This is a genomic window from Pseudomonas japonica (genome assembly GCF_013522925.1).
In the GTDB taxonomy this organism is placed as follows: Bacteria; Pseudomonadota; Gammaproteobacteria; order Pseudomonadales; family Pseudomonadaceae; genus Aquipseudomonas; species Aquipseudomonas japonica_A.
On the sequence record NZ_JAAMQU010000012.1, the window covers coordinates 54,775 to 76,836 of the forward strand.

A 22,062-nucleotide genomic window follows, 5' to 3' on the forward strand; every position below is an offset into this window, starting at 1 on the left:
GGGGCTACGTATTTCTTCGGGCGGCTGGCCGCAAGCTGCAGGAACACGGCAGCAAGCATGGACAGCAGGCCGAGCCATACCGCGGGTTCGCCAGCTACCAGCGGCAAGGGCGCGTAGAGCACCAATGCCTGAAGCACCGCAGCCAGCACCAGCAAGGCACTGACAAAGCCTTGCAGCGTTTGGCGCGGGTTGTGTTTCCACTGTGGGATCAGCGGGGCGAACAGCAGGTTGCCCAACCCGATGAAGGCCAGATGAAAGGCATCGGTCTGCGACAAGTACGGCAGGGCGCCCGGCGCAAGGCCGGGCAGGGCTGCCAGGAGCAATGCGCCCGCGCCCGTTAGGAGATGAACGTTTTTCAACATGTTTATGACTCACATTTTTTCAGAGGATCAAGAAGCGCTGATCCCTCGTGGCACACGTGTGTAATGTGAACGGACGACCGGAGGGATAGGCCTATGCGCCAGCGCACCGGCCCTGCATGACAACCGCATGGAACAGAAAAGGAAGCGGTGACTCGAAGGGAATTGGAAATGCGCGAGCGACACACTGGGTATTTAACAGGAAACTACCCCCCGGACTCAATTCCATCCGGCTGGCGTGGCACTTTGCACCCCCTTTGCCGACGTCCGGCGCCTGGCCCTGTCGCAAAGGGGAGGCTGCGCCATTCAGGCGCTCTTGTTACAGTAGCCCGTGCACCTTTTGAAACGTTTAAACCAACAAGGGGAACTCCATGGCAATTGATATCGGTATCAATGAAGAAGACCGCAAGTCGATCGTTGACGGCTTGTCGCGCCTGCTGGCGGACACGTACGTGCTGTACCTTCAGACGCACAATTTCCACTGGAATGTCAGCGGCCCGATGTTCCGCACCCTGCATTTGATGTTCGAAGAGCAATACAACGAACTGGCTCTGGCGGTCGACTCGATTGCCGAGCGTATCCGTGCGCTGGGCTTCCCGGCGCCAGGTACGTATGCCACCTATGAGCGCTTGTCGAACATCAAGGTTGAAGAGGGCGTGCCTGCGGCCGAGGAAATGATCAAGCAACTGGTCACCGGTCAGGAAACCGTGGTTCGGACTGCGCGCAGCCTGTTCCCGCTGCTGGAAAAGGTCAGCGATGAGCCGACCGCCGACCTGCTGACCCAGCGCATGCAAACCCACGAGAAAACCGCGTGGATGCTCCGTGCCATGCTCGAGAACCAGTAACACCGGGCCTCAAGCGGCAAGTGGCAAGCTTCAAGCTGGAATGCGGTGGTACGGCCACCGCGAACGGCTTGCGGCTTGAGGCTTGCAGCTTATGGCTTGTACCTCCAGGCCTGCGGCCTGAAGGCCGTTTTCCTACCTTTCTTATCGCTTCGCTCCCTCCCGCCTTCCACGTCTCAGGGTTTAGATAGGCCTGGGCTGCGCCGTTGCGTGCGCGGACACTGCCAAGGAAGGTGCTCTGATGTTTACTGATTGCCCTAATCCCGTTCGCGGCTGCGGCGCGGCGAAGCTGCTGCTTGATCCATTCCAGAAAGATTTCGACATGGCGTTGGCGCAACCCACTGCCCGCTCGGTGAGGCTTAACGGTTTCGCTACCTGCCTGCGCCTCGAACAGGTGTACTGGAACATTCTCGAGGCCCTGGCTGGGCGAAACGGATGCTCGGTGAGCCAGTTGTTGTCGTATCTGGACCGGGAAGTGCATTTGCGCCACGGCGGCGTGAAGAATTTCAGCGGGCTGGTACGGGTAGTGTGTGTGGCGTATCTGCTGGAACAGGACGGCCAAGACCGTGCACCAGGCCGTGATTGACTGCTTTAAGGCGATGAACGCATAGCGGGGCGCTTGCAGGTGGGCGCGGTTAACCAGATATAATTCCGCGCTTACGTCAACCAGCGCCCATCAGGGCCACGTTTGTAGCCGAGCGCCTGTAATATGCCCCTGTACAATTACCAATGCGAAAGCTGTGGTCACCAACTGGAAGCCATCCAGAAAATCAGTGACGCCCCCTTGACCGACTGCCCGGCCTGCGCGGCGGCACAGTTGAAGAAAACCGTATCCCGCGCCGGTTTCCGGCTGGGCGGCACTGGCTGGTACGAAACCGATTTCAAGACCGGCGCCAAGAAAAACCTCGCTGGCGCCGACAAGGCCGACTGAGTTGCCCCCCTTCGCCGGGTGCTGCACACTCCCGGTAATGCGGGCCTGCCCGAACACGACTGACTATAAGTGAACCAACCATCATGATGCGCAGCCACTATTGCGGCCAATTGAACGAGAGCCTGGACGGCCAGGAAATCACCCTTTGCGGCTGGGTCCACCGCCGTCGTGACCATGGCGGGGTAATCTTCCTGGACATCCGCGACCGTGAAGGCATGGCCCAGGTGGTCTTCGACCCTGATCGCGCCGAGTCCTTCGCCGCTGCCGACCGCGTACGCAGCGAATACGTGGTGCGTATTTCCGGCAAGGTGCGCCTTCGCCCGGCGGGCGCGGTAAACCCGAACATGGCCTCCGGCGCCATCGAAGTGCTGGGCTACGAGCTCGAAGTGCTCAACGAAGCCGAAACCCCGCCGTTCCCGCTGAACGAATACTCCGACGTGGGCGAAGAAACCCGTCTGCGTTACCGTTTCATCGACCTGCGTCGCCCGGAAATGGCCGACAAACTGCGCCTGCGTTCGCGCATTACCAGCAGCATCCGTCGCTACCTCGACGAAAACGGCTTCCTGGATGTCGAAACCCCGATCCTCACGCGCGCCACGCCGGAAGGCGCCCGCGACTACCTGGTACCAAGCCGCACCCACCCCGGCAGCTTCTTCGCCCTGCCGCAGTCGCCCCAGCTGTTCAAGCAGCTGCTGATGGTCGCCGGGTTCGACCGCTACTACCAGATCGCCAAGTGCTTCCGCGACGAAGACCTGCGTGCCGACCGTCAGCCTGAATTCACCCAGATCGACATCGAGACCAGCTTCCTCGACGAAAGCGAGATCATGGGCCTCACCGAAGGCATGATCCGCAAGCTGTTCAAGGAAGTGCTGGACCTGGAATTCGGTGAATTCCCGCACATGACGTTCGAAGAAGCCATGCGCCGCTACGGTTCGGACAAGCCAGACCTGCGCAACCCGCTGGAACTGGTTGACGTTGCCGACCAGCTCAAGGACGTGGAATTCAAGGTATTCAGCGGCCCGGCCAACGATCCGAAATGCCGCGTTGCCGCCCTGCGCGTGCCAGGTGGCGCGAACATGCCGCGCAAGCAGATCGACGATTACACTAAGTTCGTAGGCATCTACGGTGCCAAGGGCCTGGCGTACATCAAGGTCAACGAGCGCGCCAAGGGCGTGGAAGGCCTGCAATCGCCTATCGTGAAGAACATCCCTGAGGCCAACCTCAACGTGATCCTGGATCGCGTAGGCGCGGTGGACGGCGACATCGTCTTCTTCGGCGCAGACAAGGCGAAGATCGTCAGCGAAGCCTTGGGCGCGCTGCGTATCAAGCTCGGTCACGATCTCAGCCTGCTTACCTGCGAGTGGGCGCCGATGTGGGTAGTGGACTTCCCGATGTTCGAAGAGAACGACGACGGCAGCTTCAGTGCCTTGCACCACCCGTTCACCGCACCCAAGTGCACCCCCGCAGAGCTGGAAGCCAACCCGGCTGGCGCGCTGTCCCGTGCGTACGACATGGTGCTCAACGGCACCGAGCTCGGTGGTGGTTCGATCCGTATCCACCGCAAGGAAATGCAACAGGCGGTGTTCCGCCTGCTCGGCATCCAGGCGGAGGAACAGGAAGAGAAGTTCGGCTTCCTGCTCGACGCGCTCAAGTTCGGCGCTCCACCCCATGGCGGCCTGGCCTTCGGCCTCGATCGCCTGGTGATGCTGATGACCGGCGCGCAGTCGATCCGTGAAGTCATTGCGTTCCCGAAAACCCAAAGCGCCGCGGACGTCATGACCCAGGCACCAGGGGCAGTGGACGCCAAGGCGCTGCGCGAGCTGCATATTCGCCTGCGCGAACAACCCAAGGCCGAATAAACGGGCGCGCCCCGCGCAGCCCGGCAATTCCCCGCGCCCCCGCCGCGTTTCACGCGCGGGGGCGGTTTGTTATGAAAACGTTTCGGAGTCTGTATGGCCGGTCATTCCAAGTGGGCGAATATCAAGCACCGCAAAGAACGCCAGGATGCCAAAAGGGGCAAGATCTTCACCAAGTGGATTCGCGAACTGACGGTCGCGGCCAAGCAGGGTGGGGGTGATCCCGGTTCCAACCCGCGCCTGCGCCTGGCGCTGGACAAGGCCCTGGGCGCCAACATGAGCCGCGATATCATCGATCGCGCAATTGCTCGCGGCGTGGGCTCTACCGAGGGCGAGAACGTCGAGGAGCTGGGTTACGAAGGCTACGGCCCGGGTGGGGTTGCCATCATGGTCGAGGCCATGACCGATAACCGTAACCGTACGGCGGCCGCGGTGCGCCATGCCTTCAGTAAATGCGGCGGCAACCTGGGTACCGATGGCTCGGTAGCGTACCTGTTCGAGCGCAAGGGCCACCTCAGCTTTGCCAGCGGCGTGGATGAAGACGCCCTGACCGAAGCGGCCATCGAGGCCGAAGCCGACGATGTAGTCAGCCATGAAGATGGTTCGGTGGACGTGTTCACCTCGTTCGCCAGTTTCTACGGCGTACGCACGGCGCTGGAAGCCCAGGGTTTCAAGGCGGTCGACGCCGAGATCATTCTGGAACCCAGTACCCAGGTCGACCTGGACCGTGAGGGCGCCGAAAAGGTATTGAAACTGATCGATATGCTCGAGGACCTGGACGACGTGCAGAACGTTTATTCCAACGCGGCCATCGCCGATGACGTCATGGAACAACTCGGTTGAGCCTTATTCTCGGGATTGACCCTGGTTCGCGCATTACAGGCTATGGCGTGGTGCTTGACCGTGGCCTGGGGCGAGGGTGCGAATACATCGCCTCCGGCTGTATCCGCACCGGTAGCGGCGAGCTGCACGAACGCCTGCAAGTGGTCTATCGCAGCGTGCGCGAAGTGATTGCCGCCCATGGCCCTGTAACCATGGGCATCGAGCGGGTGTTCATGGCCCGTAATGCCGACTCTGCCCTGAAACTGGGGCAGGCGCGGGGCGCGGCGATCGTTGCGGCGGCGGAAGAGGGCCTGGAAATCGCCGAGTACTCGGCCACTCAGGTCAAGCAGGCAATCACCGGTACGGGCGCCGCGAGCAAGGAGCAGGTGCAGTTGATGGTCATGCACCTGCTCAAGCTCACCACCAAACCGCAGATCGATGCGTCCGATGCCTTGGCGATCGCGCTCTGTCACGCTCACACGCGTTCCAGCCTGGTTCCGCATGGCTTGAGTACGGCCCGTAGCCGCGGTGGTCGCCTACGGCTTTGACCGCATCATCCCTTACAACATTTTTATTTGCCGACGCTGCTCATGCTGCGATCATGCGCACTGGCTCGTGAAGGGCCCCGGTTCCCCCATGGGTGTCGGCATTTCAGGACTTTTACGTGATCGGACGCTTGCGCGGCACCTTGGCGGAAAAACAACCGCCTCACCTGATTCTCGATGTGAATGGGCTTGGCTACGAGCTGGAAGTGCCCATGACCACGCTTTATCGCCTGCCGCCGGTGGGCCAGCCGCTTACCCTGCATACGCATCTGGTAGTGCGTGAGGATGCACAGCTGCTGTACGGCTTCTACGAGCGCCGCGAGCGTGAGCTGTTCCGCGAGCTCATCCGGCTCAACGGGGTAGGCCCCAAGCTGGCCCTGGCCTTGATGTCCAGCCTGGAGGTGGATGAACTGGTGCGCTGCGTGCAGGCGCAGGACACCAGTGCGCTGGTGAAGGTGCCGGGTGTGGGCAAGAAGACCGCCGAACGCCTGCTGGTCGAACTCAAGGACCGCTTCAAGGCCTGGCAAACCTCGCCGGCGATGTTCGAACTGGTGCCCGACGACGGCGTAATGCCGCGCGCGCCGGTGGCCACCGCCGAAACCGACGCGGTGAGCGCGCTCGTTTCACTGGGCTACAAACCGCAGGAAGCCAGCAAGGCTGTGTCTGCCGTGAATGAAAAGGGCCTGTCGAGCGAGGACCTTATCCGCCGGGCGCTCAAGGGGATGATCTGACGTGATCGAAGCCGACCGCCTCATATCCGCCGCCGGGCGAGACCGCGAAGATCAACAGGACCGCGCCATCCGGCCGCTCAAGCTGGCCGAGTACATTGGCCAGCCCGTGGTGCGCGAGCAGATGGAGCTGTTCATCCAGGCGGCTCGCGGGCGCTCCGAGTCCCTCGACCACACCCTGATCTTCGGGCCGCCCGGGCTGGGCAAGACCACCCTGGCCAATATCATCGCCGAGGAAATGGGCGTCTCGATCAAGAGCACCTCCGGGCCGGTGTTGGAACGCCCGGGTGACCTGGCTGCGATGCTCACCAACCTCGAGCCTCACGACGTCCTGTTCATTGACGAAATCCATCGGTTATCGCCCATTGTCGAGGAAGTGCTCTATCCGGCCATGGAAGACTTCCAGCTGGACATCATGATCGGCGAAGGGCCTGCCGCCCGTTCCATCAAGCTGGACCTGCCGCCGTTTACCCTGGTGGGCGCAACCACTCGCGCCGGCATGCTCACCAACCCGTTGCGCGATCGCTTTGGCATCGTGCAGCGGCTGGAGTTTTACAGCGACGCAGACCTGGCCACCATCGTTGCCCGCTCCGGGCGCATTCTTGGCCTGGCCATCGACGCTGAAGGTGCCTACGAGATCGCTCGCCGGGCCCGGGGAACGCCGCGTATCGCCAACCGCCTGCTGCGGCGCGTACGCGACTATGCCCAGGTGCGTGGCAAGGGCGACATCACCAAGCCCGTGGCAGACCTGGCGCTCAACCTGCTGGATGTGGACGAGCGTGGCTTCGATCACCAGGACCGCCGATTGCTGCTCACCATGATCGAGAAGTTCGATGGTGGCCCCGTTGGCGTGGATAACCTGGCCGCGGCGATCAGCGAGGAACGGCACACCATCGAGGACGTGCTGGAGCCTTACCTCATTCAGCAGGGCTACATCATGCGCACACCGCGGGGGAGGGTGGTCACACGGCACGCCTACCTGCATTTCGGGCTTAACCGCCCCGAACGCTTCGAGCCAGGGCCCTCCGAGGAGTTGCAATGAAAGGGTGCGTGCGGGCTGATCGAATGCGCGTTTCGATGGTCATAGTCGCTGTTGTGACGGTTGGGTCGTCGAGAGCCTCCAAGTCATTGAAAAAACAATTGCTCGGCCGGATTGGCAACCCAGGGAGTTCGCACTAGAGTATGCGCGCGCAAAACGGGCTTGCGCCGTTCGTTCATCGTTGTCGCGTGTACTACGAAGACACCGATGCCGGCGGCATCGTTTACTACGTCAATTACCTCAAGTTCATGGAACGGGCACGCACCGAGCGTCTGCGCGAGCTGGGCTATGTCCAGTCCGTGCTCGCGGCGGAAAACCTCCTGTTCGTCGTTCATTCCAGCGAGGCGCGCTATCACGTGCCGGCGCGGCTGGACGACGAACTGCTGGTGAGCGTCGAGGTAAGCGAGTTGAACCGCGTCAGCCTGCGGTTTGTCCAGCAGGTACGGCGAGCATCGGATCACCGGCTGTTATGCGAGGGCCAGTTCCTGGTGGCTTGCGTGCGTGCCGACAATTTCAAACCCCGAGCCATTCCACCCGCCATGCATGCGGCATTTGCCGCCGATGATGGCTTGGGTACAACTAAAGAGCAGGAGAACCAGCGTGGAAGCTAACGCCGTCGACCATACCTCCATGTGGAGCCTGGTCAGTAACGCCAGTATCGTGGTGCAGCTGGTGATGCTGATCCTGGTGGCCGCCTCGGTCACCTCGTGGGTCATCATCTTTCAGCGCAGCAACCTGATTCGCGCGGGCCGTCGTGCCCTCGATTCCTTCGAAGAGCGCTTCTGGTCTGGGATCGACCTGTCCAAGCTGTATCGGCAGGCCGGCAGCAACCCTGATCCGGATTCGGGTGTGGAGCAGGTCTTCCGCGCCGGCTTCAAGGAGTTCTCCCGCCTGCGCCAGCAGCCAGGGGTAGACCCGGATGCGGTCATGGAAGGCGTGGGCCGTGCCATGCGCGTGGCCATCTCCCGCGAGGAAGAAAAGCTCGAGCAAACGCTTCCGTTCCTGGCGACCGTAGGTTCCACCAGCCCGTACATCGGCCTGTTCGGTACCGTATGGGGGATCATGAACTCCTTCCGCGGCCTGGCGGCCGTGCAACAAGCCACCCTCGCCACCGTGGCGCCGGGTATCGCCGAGGCGCTGATTGCCACTGCCATCGGCCTGTTCGCGGCCATTCCAGCGGTGATCGCCTACAACCGCTTCGCCGCGCGCAGCGAAACCCTGATCAGCCGTTACTACACCTTCGCCGACGAGTTCCAGGCGATCCTGCACCGCAAAGTGCACACCAGCGAAGAGTAAGCAGGTACTTCCAATGGCTCGAGTTCGGCAAAAACGCAAGCCGGTGGCCGAGATGAACGTAGTGCCCTACATCGACGTGATGTTGGTACTGCTGGTCATCTTCATGGTCACCGCACCCATGCTCAATCAGGGCGTGAAAGTGGACTTGCCCAAGGTGTCCAGCGAGGCCTTGCCGCAAGACAACAACACCCAGGTGCTGACCATTTCCATCAAGGCCGACAAAACCTACTACTGGAACCTGGGCAGCGAAGTCGATACCGACAAGCAGCAGGCACGCGCCAGTACCTTGCCGCAAATGACCCAGGCGGTAACGGCGATCATCAATCAGGGCAACGAAAACGGCAAAAAGACCCAGGTGTTCATCCGCGGCGACAAGGCCGTCGACTACGGCGCCGTGATGGGTGCCATGGGTGGCCTGCAGAAAGCTGGCGTGGGTAATGTCGGCTTGATCACCGAGGCCCCGTGATGCGACATCGAGAGCCTTCCGCCTCGGAAAACTACTTCTGGCCCAGTGTGTGGGCCGTCGCGTTGCATGTGCTCATCTTCGGCATGCTGTTCGCAAGCTTTGCCATGACGCCGGAGCTTCCGCCCGCCAAGCCTATCGTTCAGGCCACGCTTTACCAGCTCAAGTCCAAGAGCCAGGCCACCACGCAGACCAACCAGAAGCTCGCTGGCGAGGCGAAAAAATCCGCCGCGCGCCAAACGGAAGTCGAGCAGATGGAAACCAAAAAGGTCGAGCAGGAGGAAATAAAGGCGGCGGAACAAAAGAAAGCCGAGGCCGCTCAAAAGGCCGAGGCTGCCGCCAAGGCCGACGAAGCCAAGAAAGCCGAGGCTGCCGCGAAAGCTGCGGACGCCGCCAAGGCCGCAGAAGCTGCCAAGGCCGCCGATGCCGCGAAAGCCGCCGAAGCGAAAAAAGCCGAGCAGGCGGATATCGCCAAGAAGAAGGCCGAAGAAGAGGCGAAGAAACAGGCCGAGGAAGACGCGAAGAAGCAAGCCGCTGAAGACGCGAAGAAAAAAGCCGCGGCGGATGCTGCCAAGGCGGCCGAAGACGCGAAGAAAAAAGCAGCTGACGACGCCAAGGCCAAGGCCGCCGAAGAGGCGAAAGCCAAGGCGGCAGAGGAAGCCAAGAAGAAAGCGGCTGCCGATGCGGCCAAGAAGAAAGCGCAGGATGCTGCCCGCAAGGCTGCCGAAGACAAGAAAGCCCAGGCGCTGGCGGACCTGTTGTCCGATACGCCGCAGCGGCAACAGGCACTGGCGGACGAGCAGGGTGATGAAGTCGCGGGCAACTTCGATGACCTCATCCGCTCACGGGCTGCCGAAGGCTGGGCTCGCCCACCATCGGCGCGCAAGGGGATGACCGTAGTGCTGCAGATCAACATGTTGCCCGACGGTACCATCACCAATGTCAGCGTCGCGAAATCCAGCGGCGATGGCCCGTACGACAGTTCCGCGGTGGCGGCAGTGAAGAACATTGGCCGGTTGACCGAGATGCAAGGCCTCAAGCCTGCAGATTTCAACCCTTACCGTTCATTCAAAATGACATTCACACCTGAGGATCTTGCGTTGTGATTAATCTTCTCCGAGGCCTGCTTGTCGTGCTGTGTTGCGCGGCGGGGTTCGCCAGCGCCGATGAAAAAAACATTATGGTCACCAGCGGTTCCGACCGCGCCACCCCCATCGCGGTGGTGCCGTTCGGCTACCAGGGCGGTGCGCTGCCTGACGACATGGCACAGATCATCGGCGACGACCTGCGCAATTCGGGCTACTACGCGCCGATTCCGCGGCAGAACATGATCAGCCTGCCTTCCCAGGCCAGCGAAGTGATCTTCCGTGACTGGAAGGCCCTCGGCGCGCAGTACCTGATGGTGGGTAATATCGTGCCAGCCGGCGGCCGGCTTCAGGTTCAGTACACACTGTTCAACGTGGCCACTGAGCAACAGGTCAGCACCGGCAGCGTGAGCGGAGGTGTTGACCAGCTGCGCGACATGGCCCACTACATCGCGGACCAGTCGTTCGAGAAGCTCACCGGCATCAAGGGCGCGTTCTCTACCCGCATGCTGTACGTCACCGCCGAGCGCTTCGGTGGCACCAACACCCGCTACACCCTGCAGCGTTCGGACTACGACGGTGCCCGCGCCGTGACCCTGCTGCAATCGCGCGAGCCCATCCTCTCGCCGCGTTACGCTCCGGACGGCAAGCGCATTGCCTACGTGTCCTTCGAGCAGAAGCGTCCGCGTATCTTCATTCAATACGTGGATACCGGCCGCCGCGAGCAGTTGACCAACTTCGAAGGCCTCAATGGCGCGCCAGCGTTCTCGCCCGACGGTAATCGCCTGGCCTTCGTGCTGTCCAAAGACGGCAACCCGGAAATCTACGTAATGGACCTGGGCAGCCGTGGGCTGACCCGCGTAACCAACAGCCCGGCAATCGATACCGAACCCTTCTGGGGCAAGGACGGTTCCACTCTGTATTTCACCTCCGACCGTGGCGGCAAGCCGCAGATCTACAAAACCGCGGTTGGCAGCGGCAACGCTGAACGGGTGACTTTCGTCGGCAACTACAACGCAAACCCTAAACTGTCTGCCGACGAGAAAACTTTGGTGATGATTCATCGTCAAGATGGCTTCACCAATTTCAAGGTGGCTTCGCAAGACCTCGAGCGCGGTAACGTGAAGATCCTCACGGACTCGAGTCTTGATGAGTCGCCTACTGTTGCGCCCAACGGCACCATGGTAATCTACGCCACCCGCTCGCAGGGCCGGGGAGTCTTGATGCTCGTGTCCCTCAATGGACGCGTAAGGCTCCCGCTTCCTACCGCTCAAGGCGAAGTCAGAGAACCTTCCTGGTCCCCTTACCTGAACTGATGCGGCGCACAACGTTATACTTAACACACTGGGGTTCATTAGGAGTTTCACGATGGAAATGCTGAAGTTTGGTAAATTCGCTGCGCTGGCCCTGGCCATGGCTGTAGCTGTAGGTTGCTCCTCCAAGGGCGGTGACAACGCTGGTGAAGGCGCTGGTGCTGGTGCTGTCGATCCAAACGCTGGCTACGGTGCAAACACCGGCGCCGTCGATGGCAGCCTGAGCGACGAAGCCGCTCTGCGCGCTATCACTACCTTCTACTTCGAATACGACAGCTCCGACCTGAAGCCGGAAGCCATGCGTGCCCTGGACGTCCATGCCAAGGACCTGAAAGCCAGCGGTGCTCGCGTCGTTCTGGAAGGTAACACCGACGAGCGCGGTACCCGCGAATACAACATGGCGCTGGGTGAGCGTCGTGCCAAGGCTGTTCAGCGTTACCTGGTTCTGCAGGGCGTTTCCCCAGCTCAACTGGAAGTTGTTTCCTACGGCGAAGAGCGTCCAGTCGCTACCGGCAACGACGAGCAGTCCTGGGCTCAAAACCGTCGCGTCGAACTGCGTAAGTAATTCGTCATGCGAGCGTGCCGTCGTGCTTTAACTGCTATCGCGCTTGCCCTGCCGTTTTCGGTATGGGCAGCGGTTCCCGTGGTTGATGGAAGTGGTGCCGGAAACGGCAGCAGCTATCCACCCTCCGGTTATGGCACGAGCGGCGCCTACGCCGGGACGGGGGTCTCATCGGCCCCTGTCTCGGCGCAGGGCGAGCTGTTCATGCAGCTGCAACAAATGCAGGAAGACATTGCCCGCTTGCGCGGTCAACTGGAAGTCCAGCAAAACCAGATCCAGCAAATGAAGCAAGAAGCACTGGATCGCTATCAGGACCTCGATCGCCGTATCGGCACGGGTGCACCTGTGCAACAGTCGGCAGCTCCTGCCGATGCTTCCCAGAATTCCGCCACTGGCGGTGCCCCAGGCGCCGACATGGCTGCGGCGGGCGCGCCCGTCGACCAGGCCGCTGCCAGCGCTGAGCCGGCAGACCCCGCCAAAGAAAAACTTTATTACGACGCAGCCTTCGACCTGATCAAGGCGAAAGACTTCGACAAGGCGAGCCAGGCGTTCGCTGCGTTTCTGCGCAAGTACCCCAATAGCCAGTACGCGGGCAATGCCCAGTACTGGCTCGGCGAAGTGAACCTGGCCAAGGGCGACCTTCAGGGTGCCGGCCAGGCGTTCGCCAAGGTAAGCCAGCTGTACCCCAAGCACCCCAAGGTGCCTGATGCCATGTACAAACTGGCGGATGTGGAGCGTCGGCTGGGCCACACTGATCGGGTGAAGCCCATCCTTCAGCAGGTCATCAGCCAGTTCCCGGGCACTGCAGCCGCCCAGTTGGCACAGCGAGACCTTCAGCGGCTTTGATCGTACCGGTGAAGCTTCATGAACGAACCCGCGCATGCCGCGGGTTTTTTCGTTAGAATCTTCGCCCCTTATCAACAACCCTCCACCTTTTCGGCCCCGCCGAGGGGTGAGGGTGCTGGCGGAGGCGGGTGGCCTGTTTAGCTGCTACGCCCGTGGCGACCATGTCTGACACTCTACGTATTACCGAAATATTCCACTCGCTCCAGGGCGAGACCCGTACCGCTGGCCTGCCCACGGTATTCGTTCGGCTCACGGGTTGCCCGTTGCGCTGCCAGTATTGCGACAGCGCCTACGCATTCAGCGGCGGTACGCTGTTCAGCCTGGACAGCATCATGGAGCAGGTTGCTGCGCTGCGGCCACGCTATGTGTGCGTGACCGGCGGCGAGCCGCTGGCGCAACCTAATGCGATCCCGCTGTTGCAACGGTTGTGCGACGCTGGCTATGAGGTATCGCTCGAAACCAGCGGAGCATTGGACATCAGTGCAACCGATATTCGAGTAAGCCGGGTAGTGGACCTGAAAACACCGGGCTCCCGCGAATGCCACCGTAATCGCTATGAAAACATTGCGTTGCTTACGCGCAACGACCAGGTGAAGTTCGTGATCTGCTCGCGCGAGGACTACGACTGGGCAGTGTCCAAGGTCATTGAGTACAACCTGAGCGAACGAGCCGGTGAAGTACTCTTTTCCCCCAGCCATCACGATTTGAAAGCAAGCGAACTGGCAGACTGGATCGTCGCGGACAACCTGCCGGTTCGCTTCCAGTTCCAACTGCACAAATTGCTCTGGAACGATGAGCCTGGCCGTTGAACCCCGCTGAACGAGGAACTTCCTGTGTCTGACAAGAAAGCCGTTATCCTGCTGTCCGGTGGTCTCGATTCCGCCACCGTGGTTGCCATGGCCCGCGCCGACGGGTACGCCTGCTACACCATGAGCTTCGACTACGGCCAACGCCACCGCGCCGAACTCGACGCCGCCGCCCAGGTAGCCCGGGACCTGGGTGCGGTGGAGCACAAGGTGATCGGCCTCAACCTCAATGGCATCGGCGGCTCGGCATTGACCGACAGCAGCATCGCTGTCCCGGAAGCGCCAACCGAGGGGATCCCTGTTACCTACGTTCCTGCCCGCAATACCGTTTTCCTGTCGCTCGCGCTCGGCTGGGCGGAAGTGCTGGGCGCGAGGGATATCTTCATCGGGGTGAATGCCGTGGACTATTCCGGTTATCCGGATTGCCGTCCCGAGTTCGTGGAGGCGTTCGAGCGCATGGCCAACCTGGCCACCAAGGCGGGCGTTGAAGGGCAGGGCTTCACCATTCGTGCCCCGCTGCAGAACCTCAGCAAAGCTGACATCGTGCGGGCAGGCGTGCGGCATGGGGTGGATTACAGCCTTACGGTTTCCTGTTATCAGGCAGATGACCACGGTCGCGCGTGTGGCAAGTGCGATAGTTGCCGGCTGCGCGCGGAGGGCTTTGCGGCGGCAGGCGTGGCGGATCCCACCCGTTATCAGTAACTTTTTTGCCTGGCTGGGGTTGATTACTGCTTAAAAATCAGTATGATGCGCACCACCAAGAGGGTCGTTAGCTCAGTTGGTAGAGCAGTTGGCTTTTAACCAATTGGTCGTAGGTTCGAATCCTACACGACCCACCATATTCAAGAGGCACCGCCAAGGCGGTGCCTTTTTCGTTTCCGGCCCTTCAGTTTGCTATACCTGCATCCGATAAAGGAATTGCCGTTCCCTCGTGCGCCGAGGCGCGGGAACGTCAAATGGTCTGATTGGTGCGGTAGAACGTCATGCAAATTGCCACCCCTCCGTTGAATGAAACAGCACGCCTGCGCATGCTGCACAGCCTCGACCTGCTGGATACCCCCGCGGAAGAATGCTTTGACCGTGCGACCCGGCTATTGGCGCAGCTCCTGCGGGTGCCCATTGCACTGGTGTCATTGGTAGATGCCAACCGGCAGTGGTTCAAGTCCAGGGTTGGCTTGGACGTATGCGAAACCTCACGTGACATCGCGTTCTGCGCACACGCTCTGAATGCCCAGCACATGCTGCTCGTTGAAGACGCCTTGGCGGATGAACGCTTTGCGGATAACCCGCTGGTGACCGAGGCCCCGTACGTGCGTTTTTATGCCGGGGTGCCTTTGAGTACGACCGATGGGTTGGTACTGGGCACGCTGTGCGCCATAGACACAGTGCCGCGGCAGCTTTCGGATGCGGAAAAAGCCGGAATGATGGACCTTGCACGCATGGTTGAACGGGACCTTTTGCAGCGCTCCGTGGCCCGGGACGTTCGACGTGTAAATGAAGACGAGCGGCAAGCCAGGGCGGTGGTGGAGGCACGGTTTGCGACCGTCTTTCAGCAGGCGCCGACCGGCAAGGCCCTGGTAGACCTCACCGGCCACTTCACAGAGGTGAATGCCAAACTCTGCGAACTCACAGGCTATAGCCGCACTGAGCTGATGAGCCAGACGTTCGTCGCCATTACTCATGCGGACGACCTTCAGGCTGATTTGTCGCTGCACGCCGAGCTCTTGGATGGTCGCCGAAATACCTATTCTCTGGAAAAGCGCTATATCCGCAAGGACGGCACGGCCGTTTGGGTCGAGCTTAGCGTTGCACTGGTACGCGATGCCCGGGGGGACCCCCAGCATCTCATCGCGGACATCCTGGATATTTCGCTGCGCAAGCAGGATGAAGCCTTGCTCAAGGATTACCAGGCTGAGCTGGAACGACGGGTACAGGTTCGCACTGCAGAATTGGTGAGAAGCCGCAGTACCTTGCAGACGATCACAGACAACCTGCCGATCCTTATCTCTCACGTGGACAAGGACCTTCGCTACCTCTTCAATAATGACGTGTACCGCCAAGTGTTCGGCGTGGCTCCGCAGGCTCTCGTAGGTCGGCGGATCCAGGATGTACTATCGCCGGCCCTCTATGAGGAACTGCTGCCCTGGTTCCGGCGGGCATTGGCTGGCGAACGTACGGTAAACGACCATGTGCATTATGTGGCTGATCGCACGCGTGTATGGGCCGCGACCTACATACCTGACATTCGGGACGGCGAGGTTCATGGTTTCTTCGTGATGTCCCAGGACGTGACCGAGCGCAAGCAAGTAGAGCGATCGCTGCGTGACAAGGCCATGCGCGATCCACTCACGGGCCTGCCGAACCGTCGCGCGCTCACTGAGCTGTTGGCGCAGATGGGGCAGGAGCCTGCATCGTCGTTTGCCATGCTGTTCCTTGACCTTGATGGGTTCAAGGCCGTCAACGATGCGTTCGGCCACGACGTGGGCGATGAACTGCTCAAGGAAGTCGCGCTACGGTTGCAGCAAACGGTTCGCAAGGCAGATTTTGTGTGCCGCCTGGCAGGGGATGAGTTCGTTGTGGTGGCTGAAGGCATAGCGAGCGAGGCCATTGCCGGCCGGATTGCCGAAAAGGTGTGCTCGGCCCTTGCCCAGCCGTTCCTGCTCAGTGCCGGTACGGCAGACATCAGTGCCAGCGTAGGTGTGGCACTGCGTTCACGCCATCCGCTGGACGAGCTGGACAACATTCTTAACCTGGCAGATGCCGCGATGTATGAGGCAAAGCGGCGTGGGCGCAACGGCTACCAGGTAGCCAGCGGTGATGCTCGGCTACCGGTAGCGACGTAACCTAGAAGATAAACTTGAAGAGCGCGATCACCACGATCAAGCCGATCAGGAAAATGATCCCTACGGTACCGCCCAGGAACTTCAGCATGGTCTTGCTCCTTATCCGATGTGTAGGAGATAGACCATGGCGTTGCGCGTTCCGTTTCCTTCAATCGAAGCGCTGAAGGTGCACAAGGCTTCAACCAGACGGCTTCGGGGCTATTCGGCGTGCCTGGCGCCAACGAACGTGAGCGATGCGAAGTATGCATAGCTGTCGATGTTGTTATCCCCCTTTACCGGAACCAGGGCTTCGGCGGCCAGTACGTTCAGCCCTTCATTGCGGATGGTGATACTGACCCGGCCGTTGGCGTCGGTTTTACCGCTTACCGTGCCTGGCGCACCACGGTAATCCGCGAACACGTCTACATCAGCCATTGGCTTGCCGGCTGACAATACCTTTACCGGTAGCGCCTGGCCGGGCTTGAGCGTAGCTGGGTCTACCTCGGGCACGATGACCAGGCCAAGCTGGTCCAGTTTTGGCAGTTGCTGGTAGGGGCCATTCAGGGCGATGGTGTATTTGGTGGCCTGCATCGACTGCTTGGCGTCTTTTATCTCCTTGCGCCCCTTGTTTTCCCAGCGGCCGTCTTTGGTCTCGCTCCACACGCCGGCGTCGAATTCCACAGCGGTTATCGCGGCAGGGCTGGCAGGCGCCAGGCGAGCATGGTCGGTGAGCCGTTCGATGGTAAGAGGCACCGGCTTTGCGTCGGCCGCCCATGCCCAGCCCGCTTTTACCGCGGCCGGCTCGAAGGCATCGTCTTCGGCGCCTTCACCAAAGACCACTTCGGTGTGGCCGCGGCGTTGTTCCGTCCACAGGCCATGCGCCTGGGCGGCGGTTGCGAACAGAAGGGGAAGGGCAATGAAAAGGGCGGACAGGCGAACTGGGTTCATGAGCGGTTCTCTAGGTTCAAGCCGGCAATCCTACCGACAGGGCCTTCCCGGCGCCTCGGCTACACTGTTACCGAATATTTAAGCGGTAGTCACCTTGCCAGGGCCATATCCCTCTGCTAGGTTACAAAATGTTAACGATGACATTCTGTACAAAAACAAGAAAACCACAGGGTCCCTCGCATGAACAAGCATCCTCGGCTTCGCTTCGCCCGTACGTTCCTGTCCGCTGCGCTTTTAGTCACGCTCCCATTGGCCGCCAGCGCCGCGCCCGCTCCGCTGAAGATCGGCGCCTCGTTCCAGGAAATCAATAACCCTTACTTCGTGACCATGAAAGGCGCGCTCGAAGACGCGTCCACCAGCATCGGCGCGACCTTGTTAGTCACCGATGCCCGCCATGACGTTTCCAAGCAACTCAGCGACATCGAAGACATGCTGCAGAAGGGCATAGATATCCTGGTCATCAACCCGACGGATTCGGTCGGCGTGCAGTCGGCGGTAAAAATGGCCCATGACAAAGGCGTGGTCGTTGTGGCCGTCGACGCCCAGGCCGAGGGGCCGCTGGATGCCTTTGTGGGTTCGAAGAATTTCGACGCGGGCGTACAGGCGTGCCAATACCTGGGCGAGAAGCTGGGAGGCAAGGGCGACGTCGCCATCCTCGACGGCATCGCCGTGGTGCCTATCCTGGAGCGTGTCCGAGGCTGCAAGGAGGCCTTGGGCAAATTCCCCGGCATCAAGATCGTCAGCACCCAGAACGGCAAGCAGGAGCGGGACCAGGCCCTGAGCGTGACCGAGAACATGCTGCAGGCGCAGCCTAACCTCAAGGGCCTGTTCAGCGTGAACGACAACGGGTCCCTGGGTGCCCTGGCAGCCATCGAAGCCAGTGGCATGGACGTGAAGCTGGTGAGCGTGGATGGCGCGCCCGATGCCATCAAGGAAATCCAGAAACCAGACAGCAAGTTCATCGCCACCTCAGCCCAGTACCCGCGCGACCAGGTGCGTATCGCCCTCGGGCTGGCGCTCGCGCGCAAATGGGGTGCGCAGGTGCCCAAGGCGGTGCCGGTAGACATCCTGCTGGTGGATCGCGACAAGGCCAAAACCTTCACCTGGTAACCGCGAACGCTGAACGAGTGACAGCCGAGGTGAGCGATGGGCAGCCTTTTGCAGCTGACGGACATTTCCAAGCGATACCGCGGGGTGCACGCCCTCAAGGGGATCGACCTGAGTGTGGAGCGTGGGGAGATCCATGCGCTGCTGGGTGAGAACGGCGCCGGCAAATCCACCTTGATGAAGATTCTCGTGGGGGTGGAGCATCCGGACAGCGGTACGATCGAGTTCGATGGCCAGGCCCGGCGCTTCGCCACCTACCACGACGCGATCGCGGTGGGCATTGGCATCGTGTTCCAGGAATTCAGCCTGATTCCCTACCTCAACGCGGTGGAAAACATTTTCCTGGGCCATGAGCAGGTCGGCCGTTTCGGCTTGCTGCGCAAGCGGCACATGCGTGAGCGGGCCGCGGCGTTGTGCGATCGGCTTGGGGTGGACATCGACCTGAGTTGCCCGGTGCAACATTTGAGCGTGGCCCAGCAGCAATTTGTGGAAATAGCCAAGGCGCTGGCGCTTGAAGCGCGCCTGCTGATCCTTGATGAGCCCACCGCCACGCTTACCCCTGGCGAGGCCGAGTTGCTGTTCGATGTAATGCGCGAACTCAAGCGTCAGGGGGTGGCGATGATTTTCATCTCCCATCACCTGGAGGAAATCTTCGAGGTCTGTGACCGCATCACAGTGCTGCGTGATGGGGCCAACGTGGGCGGCATGGCGACTGCCCATAGTGATCTGGACCAACTGGTGGAGATGATGGTCGGGCGCAAGCTCGCCAACAGCTTTCCACCAAAGCCCGAGTACGCTCAGGGCCAGGAAATCGTATTGGACGTCAAGCGCCTTCGGCTCGCCCGCAAGGGGCCGGAGAACAGCTTCACGCTACACCGCGGGGAAATCCTCGGTTTCGCCGGGCTGGTCGGGTCAGGCCGTACGGAACTGGCCCTGGCGGTCATTGGCGCCCTGCCCAGTGTAAGCCGGGAAGTGACCTTGAACGGCTCGCCGGTGAACCTGAAGGACCCGGCGGCGGCATTGGCCAACGGTATCGGATTGTTGCCGGAAAGCCGCAAGACCGAGGGCCTGGTACTGGACTTCAGCATTCGCGAAAACATTTCACTGAACAACCTGGCCAAGTACGAGCGGGCCACCGGGTTGATCGACCGTGGGCAGGAGCGCGACAGTGTGGCCGGGCTGATGAAAGCCCTGGCGATAAAAGCCCCGGGCCCGGAAAGCCTGGTGATCAACCTCAGCGGCGGCAATCAGCAGAAAGTGGTGATCGCCCGCTGGATAAACCATCACTGCACGGTGCTGATCTTCGATGAGCCCACGCGCGGCATCGACGTCGGCGCCAAAGCCGAAATCTACGGCCTGATGCGCAAACTCACCGAACAGGGCTACGCCATCATCCTGATTTCCAGCGAGCTGCCTGAAATCATCGGCATGAGCGACCGCGTGGCGGTATTCAACAAGGGCGCCATCGTTACCACCCTGCAGGGCAGCGCCATCAATCCTCAAGAGGTCATGCGCCATGCGACCGCAAGCCAGCGATCTGAACGCGTCCATTGAAACCGCTGCGCGCCCGCGCCACCGGCCAGGCGGCGACCTTGCCCGGCAACTGATCCGCTCCCCGGCGTTCTATCCGTTCGTGGGCCTGTTGCTGGTAACGACCTTCATGATCTTCGCCAGTGACAACTTCCTCACCGGCGCCAACCTGGAGAATATCGTTCGGCAGGTGTCCATCAACGCGATCATTGCCGTAGGCATGACGTGCGTGATTCTCACCGGCGGCATCGACCTTTCCGTGGGCCCGGTCATGGCGTTGAGCGGTACCGTCAGCGCCGGTTTGCTCGTGGCGGGAGTACCGCCACCCCTGGCTATCGGAGCAGGGCTGGCCATTGGTGCCGGCTTCGGGCTGGGCAATGGTTTGCTGGTGGCCTATCTGCAAATGCCGCCGATCATCGTAACGCTGGCCACCATGGGTATCGCCCGCGGCCTTGGGCTGCTGTATACCGACGGTTATCCCATCTCCGGCTTGCCGGAATGGTTCGCCTGGTTCGGCCGGGGCAAGCTGCTCGGTGTGCAGGTACCGATCCTGATCATGCTGGTCACCTACTTGCTGGCGTGGGTGATGCTGCAACACACCCGCATGGGGCGCTACGTGTATGCCATTGGCGGCAACGAGGAGGCTGTACGCCTCTCCGGGGTGCGCGCGGGGCGCTTCAAACTGCTGGTGTATGTGATCAGCGGGTTCACCGCAGCGGTGGCTGGGCTGGTGTTGTCGTCGCGGCTGATGAGCGGCCAGCCCAACGCCGGTGCTTCCTTCGAGCTGGACGCCATTGCGGCCGTGGTGCTGGGCGGCGCGTCCATCGCCGGTGGCCGCGGGGTGATCCTCGGCACCCTGGTAGGCGCCATGCTGCTGGGCGTACTCAATAACGGTTTGAACATGCTCGGCGTTTCGCCGTACGTCCAAAGTGTGATCAAGGGCGGGATCATCCTGCTCGCTATCTTCATCAGCCGCCAGCGCCGCCGCTAGGCGCACGTTCAATACACCCAAGCGCAGCTTGCGCGGCTGCTTGGGTCACTTCGCCTTCAAGAAAGGACCATCGTCATGGAAAACAACACAGAGAACACCATGCAAGCCGTTGTGTGTCACGCACCCAAGGACTATCGGCTGGAACGTATCGGCAAGCCTCAGGCGCGGCCCCTGGAACTGGTGCTGCGCATCGGCGCGTGCGGCATCTGCGCCAGCGACTGCAAATGCCACTCGGGCGCCGCGATGTTCTGGGGCGGGGAAAACCCTTGGGTGAAGGCACCCGTGGTGCCGGGCCATGAATTCTTCGGTTACGTGGAGCAGGCCGGGGAGGGCGCCGAAGAGCATTTCGGTGTGAAGGTAGGCGACAAGGTCATCGCAGAGCAGATCGTACCCTGTGAAAAGTGCCGCTTCTGCAAAAGCGGCCAGTACTGGATGTGCGAAGTGCACAACATCTTCGGCTTCCAGCGCGAAGTGGCCGAAGGCGGCATGGCCCAATACATGCGCATCCCCCGCACGGCCATCGTTCACAAGATCCCAGAGGCGATTTCGCTCGAAGACTGTGCCTTGATCGAACCCATGTCCTGCGCGATTCATACCGTGAACCGCGGCGACGTGCAGCTGGACGATGTGCTGGTGATCGCCGGGGCGGGCACGCTGGGGCTGTGCATGGTTCAGGTGGCGCACCTCAAAACCCCGCGCAAGCTGGTGGTGATCGACATGGTGGACGAACGCCTGGAGCTGGCGCGTCAGTTCGGTGCCGACGTGGTAATCAACCCGTCCCGTGACGACGCCAAGGCAATCATCGCCGACCTCACCGACGGCTACGGCTGCGACGTATACATCGAAACCACTGGCGTGCCGGTGGGCGTGACCCAGGGCCTGGAATTGATCCGTAAACTGGGCCGCTTCGTGGAGTTCAGTGTGTTCGGCGCCGAAACCAGTGCTGACTGGTCGATCATTGGCGACCGCAAGGAACTCGACGTTCGCGGCGCGCACCTGGGACCGTACTGCTACCCCATTGCCATTGACCTGTTCGAGCGAGGCCTGATTACCTCCAAAGGCATCGTGACCCATAGCTTCGGCCTGGACGATTACGCCGAAGCCTTCGCGCTCGCCGATTCCACTCGATCGATCAAAGTGCTGCTCAAACCCGTGGGGCAGGGCTGAGGCC

General features: G+C 61.2%; 24 protein-coding genes, 1 tRNA gene and 1 pseudogene. 23 read left to right on the plus strand and 3 right to left on the minus strand.

Annotated elements, in window-relative coordinates; translation table 11 throughout:
* Positions 1 to 41: 41 nt before the first annotated feature.
* Positions 42 to 362, minus strand: a pseudogene (locus G7016_RS25395) (cold shock domain-containing protein membrane protein); the annotation flags it as partial.
* A gap of 368 nt (positions 363 to 730) precedes the next feature.
* Here G7016_RS25395 and G7016_RS18805 point away from each other — a divergent pair.
* The 19 genes from G7016_RS18805 (at position 731) to G7016_RS18895 (ending at position 16,336) form a co-directional block, all read left to right on the plus strand.
* Positions 731 to 1,204, plus strand: a complete 474-nt coding sequence (locus G7016_RS18805) for a Dps family protein (RefSeq protein ID WP_181117246.1) — start codon at positions 731 to 733, stop codon at positions 1,202 to 1,204.
* A 238-nt stretch (positions 1,205 to 1,442) separates the two neighbouring features.
* The gene (locus G7016_RS18810) at positions 1,443 to 1,787 is read left to right on the plus strand and encodes a ribbon-helix-helix domain-containing protein (protein WP_181117247.1); all 345 of its coding nucleotides are present in this window, start codon (positions 1,443 to 1,445) and stop codon (positions 1,785 to 1,787) included.
* Between the two features lie 123 nt (positions 1,788 to 1,910).
* Positions 1,911 to 2,132, plus strand: coding sequence for an FmdB family zinc ribbon protein (locus tag G7016_RS18815; protein WP_181117248.1), 222 nt, complete (start codon positions 1,911 to 1,913; stop codon positions 2,130 to 2,132).
* Positions 2,133 to 2,215: 83 nt separating this feature from the next.
* Entirely contained in the window at positions 2,216 to 3,991 is a 1,776-nt protein-coding gene (gene aspS, locus G7016_RS18820) for an aspartate--tRNA ligase (protein ID WP_181117249.1), read from the plus strand.
* Between the two features lie 93 nt (positions 3,992 to 4,084).
* The gene (locus tag G7016_RS18825) at positions 4,085 to 4,831 is read left to right on the plus strand and encodes a YebC/PmpR family DNA-binding transcriptional regulator (protein ID WP_181117250.1); all 747 of its coding nucleotides are present in this window, start codon (positions 4,085 to 4,087) and stop codon (positions 4,829 to 4,831) included.
* Complete coding sequence (gene ruvC / locus G7016_RS18830) at positions 4,828 to 5,358, plus strand: crossover junction endodeoxyribonuclease RuvC (protein WP_181117251.1); 531 nt, start codon at positions 4,828 to 4,830, stop codon at positions 5,356 to 5,358. The genes G7016_RS18825 and ruvC overlap by 4 nt, the downstream gene beginning before the upstream one ends.
* A gap of 116 nt (positions 5,359 to 5,474) precedes the next feature.
* Positions 5,475 to 6,086 carry a Holliday junction branch migration protein RuvA gene (gene ruvA, locus G7016_RS18835; protein ID WP_181117252.1) on the plus strand — a complete coding sequence of 204 codons (612 nt, stop codon included), beginning with the start codon at positions 5,475 to 5,477 and terminating at the stop codon, positions 6,084 to 6,086.
* Between the two features lies 1 nt (position 6,087).
* Positions 6,088 to 7,125, plus strand: a complete 1,038-nt coding sequence (gene ruvB / locus G7016_RS18840) for a Holliday junction branch migration DNA helicase RuvB (protein ID WP_181117253.1) — start codon at positions 6,088 to 6,090, stop codon at positions 7,123 to 7,125.
* Between the two features lie 140 nt (positions 7,126 to 7,265).
* Positions 7,266 to 7,733: a tol-pal system-associated acyl-CoA thioesterase gene (gene ybgC, locus G7016_RS18845; protein ID WP_181117254.1), complete on the plus strand. Its 468-nt coding sequence runs from the start codon at positions 7,266 to 7,268 to the stop codon at positions 7,731 to 7,733.
* Entirely contained in the window at positions 7,723 to 8,418 is a 696-nt protein-coding gene (gene tolQ / locus G7016_RS18850) for a protein TolQ (RefSeq protein WP_181117255.1), read from the plus strand. The genes ybgC and tolQ overlap by 11 nt, the downstream gene beginning before the upstream one ends.
* 13 nt (positions 8,419 to 8,431) lie before the next feature.
* The gene (gene tolR / locus G7016_RS18855; protein ID WP_181117256.1) at positions 8,432 to 8,884 is read left to right on the plus strand and encodes a protein TolR; all 453 of its coding nucleotides are present in this window, start codon (positions 8,432 to 8,434) and stop codon (positions 8,882 to 8,884) included.
* Positions 8,884 to 9,987 carry a cell envelope integrity protein TolA gene (tolA, locus tag G7016_RS18860; RefSeq protein WP_181117386.1) on the plus strand — a complete coding sequence of 368 codons (1,104 nt, stop codon included), beginning with the start codon at positions 8,884 to 8,886 and terminating at the stop codon, positions 9,985 to 9,987. The genes tolR and tolA overlap by 1 nt, the downstream gene beginning before the upstream one ends.
* Entirely contained in the window at positions 9,984 to 11,282 is a 1,299-nt protein-coding gene (gene tolB / locus G7016_RS18865) for a Tol-Pal system beta propeller repeat protein TolB (RefSeq protein WP_181117257.1), read from the plus strand. The genes tolA and tolB overlap by 4 nt, the downstream gene beginning before the upstream one ends.
* Positions 11,283 to 11,334: 52 nt before the next feature.
* Entirely contained in the window at positions 11,335 to 11,844 is a 510-nt protein-coding gene (gene pal / locus G7016_RS18870) for a peptidoglycan-associated lipoprotein Pal (protein WP_181117258.1), read from the plus strand.
* Positions 11,845 to 11,850: 6 nt separating this feature from the next.
* Positions 11,851 to 12,687 carry a tol-pal system protein YbgF gene (gene ybgF / locus G7016_RS18875; RefSeq protein ID WP_181117259.1) on the plus strand — a complete coding sequence of 279 codons (837 nt, stop codon included), beginning with the start codon at positions 11,851 to 11,853 and terminating at the stop codon, positions 12,685 to 12,687.
* A 161-nt stretch (positions 12,688 to 12,848) separates the two neighbouring features.
* Entirely contained in the window at positions 12,849 to 13,496 is a 648-nt protein-coding gene (gene queE, locus G7016_RS18880; RefSeq protein WP_181117260.1) for a 7-carboxy-7-deazaguanine synthase QueE, read from the plus strand.
* Positions 13,497 to 13,520: 24 nt separating this feature from the next.
* Positions 13,521 to 14,195 (plus strand): 7-cyano-7-deazaguanine synthase QueC, encoded by a 675-nt coding sequence (queC, locus tag G7016_RS18885; protein WP_181117261.1) that lies wholly within the window; start codon positions 13,521 to 13,523, stop codon positions 14,193 to 14,195.
* A 61-nt stretch (positions 14,196 to 14,256) separates the two neighbouring features.
* Positions 14,257 to 14,332: transfer RNA gene (locus tag G7016_RS18890), tRNA-Lys, on the plus strand.
* 144 nt (positions 14,333 to 14,476) lie between these two features.
* Positions 14,477 to 16,336 carry a bifunctional diguanylate cyclase/phosphodiesterase gene (locus G7016_RS18895; protein WP_181117262.1) on the plus strand — a complete coding sequence of 620 codons (1,860 nt, stop codon included), beginning with the start codon at positions 14,477 to 14,479 and terminating at the stop codon, positions 16,334 to 16,336.
* 1 nt (position 16,337) lies between these two features.
* On the opposite strand, the gene G7016_RS25820 is transcribed toward G7016_RS18895, so the two are convergent.
* Both G7016_RS25820 and G7016_RS18900 read right to left on the minus strand, forming a co-directional pair.
* Entirely contained in the window at positions 16,338 to 16,424 is an 87-nt protein-coding gene (locus G7016_RS25820) for a hypothetical protein (RefSeq protein WP_442087941.1), read from the minus strand.
* Positions 16,425 to 16,534: 110 nt separating this feature from the next.
* Positions 16,535 to 17,263, minus strand: a complete 729-nt coding sequence (locus G7016_RS18900; RefSeq protein ID WP_181117263.1) for a DUF4198 domain-containing protein — start codon at positions 17,261 to 17,263, stop codon at positions 16,535 to 16,537.
* 180 nt (positions 17,264 to 17,443) lie between these two features.
* Between G7016_RS18900 and G7016_RS18905 the strand changes: the two genes are divergently transcribed.
* From G7016_RS18905 to G7016_RS18920, 4 genes are all read left to right on the plus strand, one after another.
* The gene (locus G7016_RS18905) at positions 17,444 to 18,373 is read left to right on the plus strand and encodes a substrate-binding domain-containing protein (RefSeq protein WP_181117264.1); all 930 of its coding nucleotides are present in this window, start codon (positions 17,444 to 17,446) and stop codon (positions 18,371 to 18,373) included.
* Between the two features lie 36 nt (positions 18,374 to 18,409).
* Complete coding sequence (locus G7016_RS18910; protein WP_181117265.1) at positions 18,410 to 19,924, plus strand: sugar ABC transporter ATP-binding protein; 1,515 nt, start codon at positions 18,410 to 18,412, stop codon at positions 19,922 to 19,924.
* The gene (locus tag G7016_RS18915) at positions 19,887 to 20,891 is read left to right on the plus strand and encodes an ABC transporter permease (protein ID WP_181117266.1); all 1,005 of its coding nucleotides are present in this window, start codon (positions 19,887 to 19,889) and stop codon (positions 20,889 to 20,891) included. The genes G7016_RS18910 and G7016_RS18915 overlap by 38 nt, the downstream gene beginning before the upstream one ends.
* Positions 20,892 to 20,966: 75 nt before the next feature.
* Positions 20,967 to 22,058: a zinc-binding dehydrogenase gene (locus G7016_RS18920; RefSeq protein WP_181117267.1), complete on the plus strand. Its 1,092-nt coding sequence runs from the start codon at positions 20,967 to 20,969 to the stop codon at positions 22,056 to 22,058.
* Positions 22,059 to 22,062 lie beyond the last annotated feature (4 nt).

Bases quoted from the DNA above. Each gene is read 5' to 3' on its own strand.
- G7016_RS18805 (WP_181117246.1), top strand. From the start codon at position 731: ATGGCAATTGATATCGGTATCAATGAAGAAGACCGCAAGTCGATCGTT.
- G7016_RS18810 (WP_181117247.1), top strand. From the start codon at position 1,443: ATGTTTACTGATTGCCCTAATCCCGTTCGCGGCTGCGGCGCGGCGAAG.
- G7016_RS18815 (WP_181117248.1), top strand. From the start codon at position 1,911: ATGCCCCTGTACAATTACCAATGCGAAAGCTGTGGTCACCAACTGGAA.
- aspS (WP_181117249.1), top strand. From the start codon at position 2,216: ATGATGCGCAGCCACTATTGCGGCCAATTGAACGAGAGCCTGGACGGC.
- G7016_RS18825 (WP_181117250.1), top strand. From the start codon at position 4,085: ATGGCCGGTCATTCCAAGTGGGCGAATATCAAGCACCGCAAAGAACGC.
- ybgC (WP_181117254.1), top strand. From the start codon at position 7,266: ATGCGCGCGCAAAACGGGCTTGCGCCGTTCGTTCATCGTTGTCGCGTG.
- tolR (WP_181117256.1), top strand. From the start codon at position 8,432: ATGGCTCGAGTTCGGCAAAAACGCAAGCCGGTGGCCGAGATGAACGTA.
- tolA (WP_181117386.1), top strand. From the start codon at position 8,884: ATGCGACATCGAGAGCCTTCCGCCTCGGAAAACTACTTCTGGCCCAGT.
- pal (WP_181117258.1), top strand. From the start codon at position 11,335: ATGGAAATGCTGAAGTTTGGTAAATTCGCTGCGCTGGCCCTGGCCATG.
- ybgF (WP_181117259.1), top strand. From the start codon at position 11,851: ATGCGAGCGTGCCGTCGTGCTTTAACTGCTATCGCGCTTGCCCTGCCG.
- queE (WP_181117260.1), top strand. From the start codon at position 12,849: ATGTCTGACACTCTACGTATTACCGAAATATTCCACTCGCTCCAGGGC.
- G7016_RS18895 (WP_181117262.1), top strand. From the start codon at position 14,477: ATGCAAATTGCCACCCCTCCGTTGAATGAAACAGCACGCCTGCGCATG.
- G7016_RS25820 (WP_442087941.1), bottom strand. From the start codon at position 16,424: ATGCTGAAGTTCCTGGGCGGTACCGTAGGGATCATTTTCCTGATCGGC.
- G7016_RS18900 (WP_181117263.1), bottom strand. From the start codon at position 17,263: ATGAACCCAGTTCGCCTGTCCGCCCTTTTCATTGCCCTTCCCCTTCTG.
- G7016_RS18905 (WP_181117264.1), top strand. From the start codon at position 17,444: ATGAACAAGCATCCTCGGCTTCGCTTCGCCCGTACGTTCCTGTCCGCT.
- G7016_RS18910 (WP_181117265.1), top strand. From the start codon at position 18,410: ATGGGCAGCCTTTTGCAGCTGACGGACATTTCCAAGCGATACCGCGGG.
- G7016_RS18915 (WP_181117266.1), top strand. From the start codon at position 19,887: ATGCGACCGCAAGCCAGCGATCTGAACGCGTCCATTGAAACCGCTGCG.
- G7016_RS18920 (WP_181117267.1), top strand. From the start codon at position 20,967: ATGGAAAACAACACAGAGAACACCATGCAAGCCGTTGTGTGTCACGCA.